10 protein-coding genes and 1 tRNA gene are annotated in these 11283 nt (G+C 73.9%); 5 read left to right on the top strand and 6 right to left on the bottom strand.

Features of this window, described 5'->3' with window-relative positions:
• Positions 1-166: 166 nt before the first annotated feature.
• A complete protein-coding gene (locus tag ACFUK0_RS05535) occupies positions 167-910 on the bottom strand; it encodes a tyrosine-protein phosphatase (protein WP_380246742.1) in 744 nt (247 codons plus the stop codon).
• 65 nt (positions 911-975) lie between these two features.
• Complete coding sequence (locus tag ACFUK0_RS05540; RefSeq protein WP_380246743.1) at positions 976-1722, bottom strand: SDR family oxidoreductase; 747 nt, start codon at positions 1720-1722, stop codon at positions 976-978.
• 81 nt (positions 1723-1803) lie between these two features.
• Here ACFUK0_RS05540 and ACFUK0_RS05545 point away from each other — a divergent pair, with 81 nt between their 5' ends.
• On the top strand, positions 1804-2409 hold the full coding sequence (locus ACFUK0_RS05545; RefSeq protein WP_380246744.1) for a transglutaminase domain-containing protein: 606 nt from the start codon (positions 1804-1806) through the stop codon (positions 2407-2409).
• Here the strand turns inward: ACFUK0_RS05545 and ACFUK0_RS05550 are convergent.
• The gene (locus tag ACFUK0_RS05550; protein ID WP_380246745.1) at positions 2395-3588 is read right to left on the bottom strand and encodes a DNA glycosylase AlkZ-like family protein; all 1194 of its coding nucleotides are present in this window, start codon (positions 3586-3588) and stop codon (positions 2395-2397) included. The two genes, ACFUK0_RS05545 and ACFUK0_RS05550, sit on opposite strands and share 15 nt — an antisense overlap.
• Before the next feature lie 133 nt (positions 3589-3721).
• Between ACFUK0_RS05550 and ACFUK0_RS05555 the strand changes: the two genes are divergently transcribed.
• Both ACFUK0_RS05555 and ACFUK0_RS05560 read left to right on the top strand, forming a co-directional pair.
• Positions 3722-4414 (top strand): DNA polymerase beta superfamily protein, encoded by a 693-nt coding sequence (locus ACFUK0_RS05555; RefSeq protein WP_380246746.1) that lies wholly within the window; start codon positions 3722-3724, stop codon positions 4412-4414.
• A 129-nt stretch (positions 4415-4543) separates the two neighbouring features.
• Positions 4544-4616 (top strand) — tRNA-Lys (locus ACFUK0_RS05560).
• 224 nt (positions 4617-4840) lie between these two features.
• On the opposite strand, the gene ACFUK0_RS05565 is transcribed toward ACFUK0_RS05560, so the two are convergent.
• Positions 4841-6061: an MFS transporter gene (locus ACFUK0_RS05565; RefSeq protein WP_380246747.1), complete on the bottom strand. Its 1221-nt coding sequence runs from the start codon at positions 6059-6061 to the stop codon at positions 4841-4843.
• A gap of 294 nt (positions 6062-6355) precedes the next feature.
• Between ACFUK0_RS05565 and ACFUK0_RS05570 the strand changes: the two genes are divergently transcribed.
• Complete coding sequence (locus ACFUK0_RS05570) at positions 6356-8035, top strand: serine/threonine-protein kinase (protein WP_380246748.1); 1680 nt, start codon at positions 6356-6358, stop codon at positions 8033-8035.
• A 46-nt stretch (positions 8036-8081) separates the two neighbouring features.
• Here the strand turns inward: ACFUK0_RS05570 and ACFUK0_RS05575 are convergent, their stop codons facing one another.
• Together ACFUK0_RS05575 and ACFUK0_RS05580 are read right to left on the bottom strand one after the other, a co-directional pair.
• On the bottom strand, positions 8082-8825 hold the full coding sequence (locus ACFUK0_RS05575) for an SDR family NAD(P)-dependent oxidoreductase (protein ID WP_380246749.1): 744 nt from the start codon (positions 8823-8825) through the stop codon (positions 8082-8084).
• 117 nt (positions 8826-8942) lie between these two features.
• Complete coding sequence (locus tag ACFUK0_RS05580) at positions 8943-9902, bottom strand: D-2-hydroxyacid dehydrogenase family protein (protein ID WP_380246750.1); 960 nt, start codon at positions 9900-9902, stop codon at positions 8943-8945.
• Positions 9903-10088: 186 nt separating this feature from the next.
• Between ACFUK0_RS05580 and ACFUK0_RS05585 the strand changes: the two genes are divergently transcribed.
• The gene (locus ACFUK0_RS05585; protein ID WP_380246751.1) at positions 10089-11138 is read left to right on the top strand and encodes a LacI family DNA-binding transcriptional regulator; all 1050 of its coding nucleotides are present in this window, start codon (positions 10089-10091) and stop codon (positions 11136-11138) included.
• The last annotated feature ends 145 nt before the right edge of the window (positions 11139-11283 follow it).

Consider the following 11283-nt stretch of genomic DNA (forward strand, 5'->3'; position numbering starts at 1 on the left):
GTCCGTACCTACCACCGCGACCAGTGGCCTGGTACGCGCTTCCACAACGTGACTCTATGGCCTTGATGTGAGGGAAGGGGAGAACACCGGTCAGTAGGACGTAACGAAACGGTCGCCCACGTCCTGAAGTGGTCGTCGCGGGTCGTCCGGCTCACAAGCACACCTATCAATCCCCCAGCGCCACCCGCAGCGCCGCCACCTCCGCCTCCGTCACGCCCGCCGCGTGGACGTACGCCGTGATCGAGCCGTGGGTGTCGCGGATCCAGGTGAGGGCGGAGTGCAGGAGGGTGGCGGTGACGGGGCGGGAGATGCGTTCGGTGCCGGCCTCGTCGATGTAGGGGCTCGGGCCGTCGAGGAGGCCGAGGCCGGTGTTGGAGAGCAGGAAGTCGGCGGTGATCTCGGCGTCGGTGGCGCCCAGCAGGTGCTGGATGACGGCGATGGTGATGCCGGTGCGGTCCTTGCCGACGGCGCAGTGGACGAGGGCGGGGAGGGCGCCGGGGGTGATCAGCCGGCGGATGGTGGCGGCGATCGACGGGCCGGCGAACTCGGGGAGGTAGAGGTAGAGGCCGGCCTGGTCGTCGGGCCACGGCGTGTCCACGCTCTCGCGGTCGACGGGGAACGTCGGCAGGTGGAGCAGGTCGTGGTCGAGGCCGTGCCGCAGGTCGGGGAAGGTGTCGAGTTCGGCCGGGCTGCGGAGGTCGATGACGGTGCGCAGGCCGACGGCCTTCAGCCGCTGGGCGCCCTCCGGCGTGAGGCCGTGCAGGGAGCCGGAGCGGTAGAGGCGGCCGGGGCGCAGACGCCCGGCGCCGCCGGTGCCGGCGGCGTCGCGGAGGTTGCGGACGCCGGGGACGTCGACGAAGGCCGCGCTGGAGGCGGTGGCGGGCGCTGAGTCGAACTCGCGGTCGGTCATGGCCTCCACGGTAGGTGGGCGGCCCCGGCCGGGAGGGGTGATTCGGGGAAGTCCGGGGTGGTGGCTCAGCGCCCGCCGGCCAGGTCGAGGAACGCGCCGGTGGTGTACGAGGAGGCGGGTGAGAGCAGGAACAGGATCGACTCGGCGACCTCCTCCGCGGTGCCACCGCGCCGCATCGGCAGGCCGGGCGCCACGCGGTCGACGCGGCCCGGCTCGCCGCCCAGGGCGTGGATGCCGGTGTGGATCAGTCCGGGGCGGACGCAGTTCACCCGGATGCCCTCGGCGGCGACCTCCAGGGCGAGCCCGCGCGTCATCGAGTCCAGCGCCCCCTTGGACGCGGCGTAGTCGACGTACTCGTTGGGCGCCCCGAGCCGGGCCGCCGCGGAGGAGACGTTGACGATGGCGCCGCCCTTGCCGCCGTACCGGGTGGACATCCGGCGGACGGCCTGGGCCGCGCAGAGGAAGGGGCCGGTGATGTTGGCCGCCCAGATCCGGGTCAGCCGGTCCTCGTCCAGCTCGTCCAGCCGGGACTGCCGCTCCAGCGTGCCGGCGTTGTTCACCAGGGCGGTGAGGGTGCCGAGTTCGCCGTCCACCGTGCTGAAGAGCCGCTCGACGTCGGCGCTGCGGCTCGCGTCCGCCTGTACGGCGACGGCAGTGCCGCCCTCGGCGCGGATCGCGTCCACCACGCCTTCGGCGGCAGCGGTGTCGGCACGGTAGTTCACGCAGACGCGGTAGCCGCGCCGGCCGGCGAGCAGGGCGGTGGCGGCGCCGATACCACGGCCGCCGCCGGTGATCAGGATGACCTCGGACATGCCCCGACGGTACCCGAACAGGCCTGTCCCGGATGCTGATACTCCGGTGACAGCGGCCGGGTGCCTGCGCAGGATGGCCGGATGCTGACACCGGAACCGGTCGAGCCCGGCCTCGCCCCGTACCTCGCCGCCGACGACGTGATCGACCACGAGCACCCGCAGATCCGGGCGCTGGCCGCCCGCCTGCGCGGGGACAGCAGGGAGGCGACCGCCGCGGCCGCGTTCGAGTACGTCCGCGACCGGATCCACCACTCGTCGGACGTCCAGCGCTGGAGCGCCGCCTACCGGGCCTCCGACGTACTCGCCGAAGGCGACGCCATCTGCCACGGCAAGGCCCACCTGCTGGCCGCGCTGCTGCGCGCCGAGGGCATCCCGGCCGGGCTCTGCTACCAGCGGCTGAACGTGCTGCACGCCATGGTCGCCGTGCACTGGGCCGGCCCCGGCCCGTCCGGTGGCAACTGGGTGCGGCTGGACGCGCGGGGCAACCGGCCGGCCGCCGCGGGCCAGGACGCCGTGGACGCGCGGTTCGCGCTCGTCCCCGGGGAGGAGCGGCTGGCCTTCCCCGGCGACTGCTACCCCGGCGTGTATGCCGCCGTACCGGCCGAGTTGCAGGCCGGGCTCGCCACCAAGCCGGTGGGGAAGGCAGGTTACGGCCATCTGCCGACGGAGCTGTCAACCGGATGGTGACCCGGCGGCCCGCAGGGCGGTGATCTTCGGGGCCCGGCTCCTCGGCGAGTCCAGGCTGAAGCCGCGTGCGTCGCCGAGCTGCTCCCGGACGAACGCCTCGGTCCGGCGCAGGGCTTCGCGCAGCGCGGCGTCCGGCGGGACGAACAGCTGGTGGACGATCTCCTGCTCGCCGGTGTCGTACTCCCAGAAGCCGACGATCCGGCCCCGGTCCAGCACGACGTGGGTCTGCGGGTCCGCCTCGCCGCCGAAGCTCCGCCCGGCCCGGCCCGCCGGCAGCGGGCGCCCGGCGTCCGCCGGGTCGACCAGCCGGGCGAGGTCGCGGTGCAGCAGGTGGATGCCGTCGATTCCGGCCAGCAGGGTGTAGTACGGCTCCGCCGGGACGGTGAAGTTCTCGAAGGAGTCGGCCAGTTCGGGAGCAAGGAGCAGGTCGGTGCCGGGGACGCCGACCACCCCGGCCTCGGCGGCGGCCAGCTTCGCCGTGGCGACGGTGAACCCGGAGAACCAGCGGAAGTGCCTGAGCGAGGCCGGGCCGGCCCAGGAGAAGTACCGGCGGGCGAGGTCGGCGGCCGTCCCGGCGACCGGCTGGTCCCAGCCGACGTAGCCGTAACGCTGCTGGTCCAGGCGGCCGTTGACCGGCACCCGGCGGATCAGCCCGCGCGCCTGCAGCAGACCCAGCGCCAGCGGCAGGGTCGTCGACAGCCCGCGCTTCTTCCCCGCCTCGCCGAGCACCCGCACCGACCCGCCGACCGCCTCCCGGATCGCCGTCGGCTCCAACGGCCGCAGCGGGGACAGGGCTTCGGCGATGGCGAGGCAGAGCTTCTCGATCTCGTCCCGCGACACCCCGAGGTGCTTCCCGGCCGCCGCCAGCTCACTCTCCGGCGCGCCCGCCCCGACGGCCAGGCCGAGCGCGAAGTCGCGGGCCGGCAGCACGTACGTACAGCCGCGCGCCGACGGCAGTTCGTGCACCTCCAGCCGGGCGACGGCCGCGTCCACCGCCTCCCGCCCCAGCCCCGCACGGGCGAACAGCCCCAGGTACGGGGCCGCGCCGCCCACCGAGCGGGCCCAGCCGGTGGCGGCCAGCACGTCCGCCGCCGCAGCCCCGGGCCGCGAGCCGTCCAGCCACTGCCGGTGCGCCCACCAGGCCCGGAGCCTGGCAGCGGGGATCTCCGAGTTCGCCATGCGGCCAGTATCGGCGCCGGCCCGCCGCCCGGGCCGCAGCGACGTACCGGAAATCCGTTCGCCCCCGCCGTCGCGAGCAGGGCAGACTCGGCCGGACCCTGCCCCGAGCCCGCTGCCCTCCCGAGGAGACGGCATGTCCCAGCCCCGGCACGTCCTGCTCTCCGGCATCGTCGGCTCGACCGCGTACGGCCTCGCCCACGCCGGCTCCGACCTCGACCGGCTCGGCCTGTTCGCCGTGCCCACCGAGGCGCTCCACGGCCTGGACCGGCCCGCCGAATCCCACGTCACCACAGCCCCCGACCGGACCCTGCACGAAGCCGCCAAGTGGTGCCGCCTCGCCCTCGGCTGCAACCCCACCGCATCCGAACTCGCCTGGCTCCCCGACGAGCTGTACGAGATCCGCACCCCGCTCGGCGCCGAACTCATCGAGATCCGCGACTCCTTCCTCAGCGCCGGCGCCGTCCGCAGCTCCTACCTCGGCTACGCCCAGCAGCAGTTCAGAAAACTGCTGACCCGCGACACCACGGACCCCGCCACCCGGGCGCGGGCCGCCAAACACGCCCGGCACCTCGTCCGGCTCGTCGAACAGGGCGTCCGGCTGCACGAGACCGGTGAGATCGTCCTACGGGTCGCCGACCCCGAGCAGGTCCGCGAACTCGGCGAACGCATCGCCGACCGGCCCGACCTCGCCACCACCCTGCTCGCCGACGCCGAACACCGCTTCACCCGCCCCGGCGTCCTCCCGCCCGCCCCGGACCGGGCCCCCGCCGAAGCCTGGCTGCGCCGCGTCCGCGCCGCCCACTACACCCCGCCCGCCGACCACTGACCCGGGCAACTCCCACCGGCCGCCGACAGGCCGACGCGCACCGGCAATCCGCTGGCGGATGCCCGGGGCCCACCAGGTAGGATCACCCCGGCAGGTGCCGTACCGCGACAGCGGGAGGCGCAGGCCGGCGGGCCGCTAGCTCAATTGGCAGAGCTGCGGACTTTTAATCCGTAGGTTCAGGGTTCGAGCCCCTGGCGGCCCACGAGGAACGAGGCGGTCGACGCCCTCCGACCTGTAGCGCAGCACCCCGGCCACTTCGACTGGCCGGGGTGCTGCTGCTTTTCGGGGCCGTCCGGGTGAGTGACGCGTGAGCGGACTGCGGAGCAGAGGCGGACAGTCGCCAACGGCCGCGTACGGCCTTCCCCTCGAACTCCCCTACCTGGCGGCCGGATGCGGGGGCGGGCGGCCCGGCGCCCTCCGCACCGGTCAGACGGCGCCGGCGGTCTTCTCGGAGGTGGCGCCGCTGCGGGCCGCGATGGCGGTGTGCGGTGCGGCGGGGTTCCGGAGCAGGGCTCCGGCGGTCGCGACGAGTGCGGCGGTGAGTGCCGTCACCAGGGCGAAGGAGGCGGTGAGCGAGACGGTCTGGGCGATCAGGCCGATGGTGGCGGGGGCGCTCAGGCCGGCCGTGTAGGTGATGGTGGCGACACCGGCGATGGCCCGGCTCGGCTCGTCGGTGCGCCCGGCGGCGGCGAAGGCGAGGGGGACGACGGCCGCGATGCCGATGCCGATCAGTCCGAAGCCGGGGATGGCGAGGTGAGGCGAGTCGGAGCAGACCACGAGCAGCCCGCCGAGAGTGGCGACGGCTCCCCCGGTGCGGACGGTACGCACCGGGCCCAGGCGGCGGACGGCGAGGTCTCCGGCGAGACGGGCAACGGTCATGGTGGCGGCGAAGGCGGTGAAGCTGGCGGCGGCGAGGCCGGGCGAGGCTCCGGTGACGTCGCGGAGGTAGACGCCCGCCCAGTCCATGCTGGCGCCTTCGGCGAAGACGGCGCAGAAGCCGACCAGCCCGATCGTGAGGGCCGACCGCGGGGGGAGGGCGAAGCGGGGCGGGGCTTCCTGTCGGGTGTCGGGCCCGGCGCCGGGGCGGAGATCCGGCAGCCCGTTGCAGGCCGCCGTGCCCAGCGCGGTGAGGGCCAGTGAGGTGACGGCCAGTTGGAGCCGGGCGTCGAGGTGCTGGTTGGCGGCGAGCACACCGAATCCCGAGGCGATCAGTCCGCCCGCACTCCAGAGTCCGTGCAGGCCCGACATGATCGACCGGCCGAGCCGCCGTTCGACCTCCACCCCTTGGGCGTTCAGTTGGACGGAGGCCATGCCCGAGGCTGCTCCGTACACGAAGAGGGATGCCCACAGCACTGCCAGGTTCGGTGCGAGGGCGGGCAGGGCCAGCGACAGGCACCACAGTGCCATCAGGCCCCGTACGGCCGCCCGGGGGCCGTGGCGGTGAGCGATCCGTCCGGCCAGCGGCATCCCGAGGAAGGCGCCGACCGCGGGGGCGAGCAGGGCGATGCCCAGTTGGCCGGGGTTCAGGTGGAGGTGGTGCTGGATCCACGGGATCCGGGTGACGAAACTGCCGGTGACGGCTCCGTGGACGGCGAACACCACACCGAACCGGATTCTGGCCCGTCGGGCCTCCTGATAGTCGCCCATGAGCCCGGGTCCTCCCCTTCTGATGCCGCGCAGTGCGCGTCGACAACCGAGACGAGACCCCATTGGTATGGACCTATGGCCTCGCGGTGCAGGAATCTATCAGGCAAGGTTCCTGATAGATAGACCGAACGTCATCGCCCGGCCCCGGTCCGGTCCGCCGTCGGTGGGCCCGGCCGCGCGCGGCCGACCGGAGGACGGCACGCCGCCCGCTCTGTCCGGCGGCCCCGATAGAGTGCACGACCGGGTGGGGCGTGACGAGACCGGCTGCGTTCCGGAGGTTGTGACGGGGTGGGTATGCGCGGAGCGAAACTCGACGGCCGGTACCGCCTCGACGCGGTTCTCGGGGCCGGCGGCATGGGGCAGGTCTGGCGCGGCTTCGATGAACGGGTCGGGCGCCCGGTGGCGGTCAAGGTGCTGACCGGCGCCGGGACGGCGGGCACGGGCGCCGAGAGGTTCGCGGCGGAGGCCAAGGCCGCGGGGAATCTGACCAGCCCTTACATCGTGACCATCCACGACTTCGGCCGGGCCGGGCCCGAACACGGCCGCGTGCCCTTCCTCGTCATGGAGCTCGTCGACGGCGACTCGCTGGAGGCGGTCGTCGCCGAGGGAGCCCTGCCGCCCGTGCGGGACGCGCTCCAGTGGGCCGCACAGGTCTGCACCGGACTCGCCGCCGCCCACAGCGCCGGAATCGTCCACCGGGACATCAAGCCGGCGAACGTGATGCTGCTGCCCGGCGGCCACCTCAAGATCCTCGACTTCGGGATAGCCAAGCACGTCTACGAGGACCTCGCCCTCACCGGCACGGGCCTCACCATCGGTACCCCCGCCTACATGGCACCCGAGCAGGCCCGCGGTGACCGAAGCATCGGCCCCGCCGCTGACCTCTACGCCGTCGGCTGCCTCCTCCACACGCTGCTGACCGGCAGGCCCCCCTTCACCGGTGCGCCCCTGGCTGTCCTCAACCAGCACCTGACCAGGCGACCCGAGGCGCCCAGCGTGCACCGGCCGGCGGTTCCCGCCGAGGTGGACCGTCTGGTCCTGCGCCTGCTCGCCAAGACCGCCGACGGGCGCCCGGAGAGTGCCGCCGCCACGGCGGAGGCACTCACGGCCCTGCTCGCCCCCGCCGCTCCGCACTCAGCTGTACTGAACCCCGCCGCACCGCAGCCGGCCGCACCGCGCCCCGGGCCGGCGGCGGCGGTGCAGCAGGCCCCGGACGTGGCAGCCGCCGAAACCCACCCGGCGTGGTGGCTGCAGCCGCGCCCGCACCCGCCGACAGCGCTCGACCGGCCCGTACCGGTCGCCGAACGGGCGGCCGAACGGGCGGCCGGACCCCTCGCCGCGTCGGTCGTCCGTCGTCACACCGCCGCCACCGCCGCCACCGCCGCCACCGCGGCCGAGGCGCCGTCCGGGCCGGAGCCGGAGCTGGTCGACGCGTCGGAGGTCCCTCGTTCGAAAGCGCTGTGGCGGGCGGCGGCGGCCGGCGGCGCAGTGATCGCGCTGCAACTGGTCGCATTCGCCTCCTGGTCCACGGGCTGGGCGGTGACGGTGGGAGTCGCGTCGATGCTCCTGCTGGCGTTCGCCATGAAGATCGAATCGCCGGCGGAGGGCGACAAGGCCGAATCGCTCGACGGGGTCCTCCTGGTGCTCGCCGTCTCCGGAGTCGCCTGCCTCCTGCTGCTGATCATGTCCCCGGTGCCCTGGTGGGGTGTGCTGATCCTGAGCTGGGTCATGGGGCCGGTGCTCCTGGGCGTCCAGAAACCCCTGGTGGACGGCCTGAGCCGGTCCATGGGCCGGGTCCGTGCCGAGGTCCGGTTCGCGTCCGGCAGTGCACTGGTGAACGCTGCTCTCGCCGTCGGACTCCTTGCCCGGACCTGGCTGCCCGCTCTGGTCACCCTGATCGTGGGCATCGCGGCCTGGGGAGCACTCTCCGCCGCGCTGACCGCCCTCCAGCCCCGGCGCGGCTCCGCCCCGTAGGCCGGCAGAGGGGAGCAGGCGGGGACGGGGAGGCGGTCCGCCGGCGTCAGGCCGCGAAGCCGCCGTCGACCGCGATGGCGGCGCCGGTGATGTAGCGGCCGTCGGCTCCCGCGAGGTGGGACACCGTGGCCGCGATGTCGTCGGGCCGCGCGAAGGTGCCGAGTGCCGTCAGTTCGGCCTGGGCGGGGCCGGTGGGGCCGTCGGCGGGGTTCATCCCGGTGTCGGTGGGGCCGGGGTTGACCAGGTTGGCGGTGATGCCGCGCGGGCCGAGTTCGCGGGCGAGCGCCTTGGTCAGGCCGGTCAGTGCGGCCTTGCTGGTCGCGTAGAGGCTGCCGCCGGGGAAGGCCACCCGCTCCGCCATGCAGCTGCCGATGGTGACGATCCGGCCACCCGGGCCCATGTGTCCGGCGGCGGCCTGGGCGGCCAGGAACGATCCCCGGACGTTGACGTCGAGGACGAGGTCGACGTCCGCGAGCGACAGGTCGCCGATCGGTCCGAGGACGCCGGCGCCCGCGTTGTTGACCAGGATGTCGAGCCGGCCGAAGCGGTCCGCCACGGCGTCGACGGCGGCCCGGACCTGGGCCGGGTCGGCGCTGTCGGCCCGGACGGCCCAGGCCCGGCGGCCCATCGCCTCGATCTTTCCGGCCACGGCCCGGGCACGCTCGGCGTCCTGCCGGTAGGTGAGGGCGACGTCGGCGCCGTCCTCGGCCAGCCGCAGGGCCACCGCCTCGCCGATCCCCCGGCTGCCGCCGGTCACCAGTGCCACCCTGCCGTCGAGCTTCTGCGTCATGCCGGTCCAACTCCTCTTCGGGTTGCGGAACTGACACGATCATCGACCGGCGGGGGAGCGGAGTCCGGCGGGATTGCGACCTCGCGTTCCGCGCGGACCGGAGGGTGCTGCGGCGGGTCAGCCCAGCCGGCGGATGGGCTTGCCGTCCAGGTAGGCGGCGATGTCCTCCACCGCCTGGCCGTAGTAGGCGCGGTAGTTGCGCCCGGTCACGTAGCCGAGGTGCGGGGTGGCGAGCAGGTTGGGCAGGGAGCGGAACTCGTCGTCCGCGGGGAGCGGTTCGGCGTCGAAGACGTCGAGGCCGGCGCCGGCGATCCACCCCGAGCGCAGGGCCTCGACGAGTGCGGCGCGGTCGACGACGGCGGCGCGGGAGGTGTTGACGAGGTAGGCAGTGGGCCGCATCAGCCGCAGTTCGGCCGGCCCGAGCAGCCCCCGGGTGCGGTCGCTGAGGACGAGGTGGACCGAGACGAAGTCGCTGCCCGCCAGCAGCTCCTCCTTGGACGGGGCGAGCCGGACGCCCGCGGCCCCGGCGCGCTCGGCCGTCAGGTTCTGGCTCCAGGCGGTGACGTCCATGCCGAAGGCCTGGCCGATCCGGGCGACGGCGCTGCCGGTCTTGCCGAGGCCGAGCAGGCCGAGACGCCGGCCGTGCAGGTCGGTGCCGAGGGTGCTCTGCCAGGGGCCGCCCTCGCGCAGGGCGGTGTTCTCCGGGACGAGCTGCCGGGCCAGGCCGAGGATCAGGGCCCAGGTGAGTTCGACCGGGGGCTCGGAGTGGCTGGCCGTGCCGCACACGGTGACGCCGTGCCGGGCGGCGGCGTCCAGGTCGATGGCGGCGTTGCGCATGCCCGAGGTGATGAGCAGGGCGAGCCGCGGCAGCCGGGCGAACTCCTGCTCGGTGAAGGGGGTGCGCTCGCGCATGGCGACGACGATCTCGCAGTCGCCGATCGCGTCGGCCAGCTCGCCGGGGCCGGCGAAGTGCTGCGGGAACGACGTGACGTCCACCGTGCCGGCCAGCCCTGACCAGTCGGCGGCCGACAGGGCGACGCCCTGGTAGTCGTCGAGTACCGCGCAGCGCAGCTTCATCGTCGTCCTCCCCGTCGTGGGTGCCGGTCGCTCCCGCCGCCCAGCCTAGGGCGCGCCGCGGAGCCCCGGGGCAGGCCCTCCGGTGCAGCCGCCGAGCGGATCGGCGGAGTCGAGCTGCTCGAAGACTGGAAATTATGAGCAGTGCTGTGAAAATATTGGCGATCATTCTGCCCTAGGATCGCAGTCATGACGCGACGGCTTGCAGCAGTGGCAAAGAAGGTCGGAATGAGCGAGGCGACGGTCAGTCGAGTGCTCAACGACAGGCCCGGCGTCTCGGAGAGCACCAGGACGGCCGTCCTGACGGCGCTGGACGTGCTCGGGTACGAACGGCCCACGCTGTTGCGGGGGCAGCGCTCGCGACTGGTGGGGCTGGTCCTGCCGGAGCTGTCGAACCCGATCTTCCCGGCCTTCGCCGAGAGCGTCGGTGCGGCACTGGCGCAGAACGGTTTCACACCGGTGCTCTGTACCCAGACGGCCGGTGGGGTGTCCGAGTCGGAGTACGTGAACCTGCTGCTCCAGCAGCAGGTCTCGGGAGTGGTGTTCTTCGGCGGTCTCTACGCCCAGGACGACGCCCCGCACGGGCACTACGCCCAGCTGGCCGAGCGCGGTGTGCCGACCGTGCTGCTGAACGCGGGGACCGACGCGCTCGACTTCCCGCGGGTGTCCTGCGACGACGCGGTGGCGGTGGAGCAGGCGTTCGGGCATCTGCGGCAGCTCGGGCACGAGCGGATCGGGCTGATCCTCGGGCCGCAGGACCACGTGCCGTCCAACCGGAAGCTGGCCGCCGCCCGGGCGCTGGCCGGGCGGGCCGGCCTGGAGCTGTCGGACCGGTTCGTGGAGCGCGCGCTCTTCTCGCTGGAGGGCGGCCAGGCCGCCGCGGGGCGCCTGCTGCGCCAGGGGGTCACCGGGATCGTCTGCGCGAGCGACCCGCTGGCGCTGGGGGCGATCCGTGCGGCGCGGCGCCACCGGCTGTCGGTGCCGGAGGACCTCTCGGTGATCGGCTACGACGACTCCTCCTTCATGACCTGCACCGATCCGCCGCTGACCACGATCCGCCAGCCCATCGAGGCGATGGCGAAGGCCGCCGTGGACCTGCTGGTGAGCGAGATCGCGGGGGCCCGGGTGGACCATGACGAGGTGTCGTTCGAGCCGGATCTGGTGGTGCGTTCGTCCAGCGGTCCGGCGCCCGGCGGGGCCGCCGCGCCTGCCGGGCGGCCGGTGCTGCGGGTGTCCTAGGCCGCGTCCGGCGGCTGTTCACGGGGGGTGGGGGGGGGGGGCCCCCCCCCCCGGGGCAGTCCCCAACCAGTTAGTTTGGGGCGCGTGGGTGGGAATTCACGACGAAGTCTAGGGTTTTTGGGGAATACAGTGTAACTCATTTTGT

The sequence above is a fragment of the Kitasatospora sp. NPDC057223 genome (assembly GCF_042669755.1).
GTDB lineage: Bacteria > Actinomycetota > Actinomycetes > Streptomycetales > Streptomycetaceae > Kitasatospora.

Coding starts and splice junctions, on each gene's coding strand:
- ACFUK0_RS05535 (WP_380246742.1), bottom strand. CDS start 910: ATGACCGACCGCGAGTTCGACTCAGCGCCCGCCACCGCCTCCAGCGCG.
- ACFUK0_RS05540 (WP_380246743.1), bottom strand. CDS start 1,722: ATGTCCGAGGTCATCCTGATCACCGGCGGCGGCCGTGGTATCGGCGCC.
- ACFUK0_RS05545 (WP_380246744.1), top strand. CDS start 1,804: ATGCTGACACCGGAACCGGTCGAGCCCGGCCTCGCCCCGTACCTCGCC.
- ACFUK0_RS05550 (WP_380246745.1), bottom strand. CDS start 3,588: ATGGCGAACTCGGAGATCCCCGCTGCCAGGCTCCGGGCCTGGTGGGCG.
- ACFUK0_RS05555 (WP_380246746.1), top strand. CDS start 3,722: ATGTCCCAGCCCCGGCACGTCCTGCTCTCCGGCATCGTCGGCTCGACC.
- ACFUK0_RS05565 (WP_380246747.1), bottom strand. CDS start 6,061: ATGGGCGACTATCAGGAGGCCCGACGGGCCAGAATCCGGTTCGGTGTG.
- ACFUK0_RS05570 (WP_380246748.1), top strand. CDS start 6,356: ATGCGCGGAGCGAAACTCGACGGCCGGTACCGCCTCGACGCGGTTCTC.
- ACFUK0_RS05575 (WP_380246749.1), bottom strand. CDS start 8,825: ATGACGCAGAAGCTCGACGGCAGGGTGGCACTGGTGACCGGCGGCAGC.
- ACFUK0_RS05580 (WP_380246750.1), bottom strand. CDS start 9,902: ATGAAGCTGCGCTGCGCGGTACTCGACGACTACCAGGGCGTCGCCCTG.
- ACFUK0_RS05585 (WP_380246751.1), top strand. CDS start 10,089: ATGACGCGACGGCTTGCAGCAGTGGCAAAGAAGGTCGGAATGAGCGAG.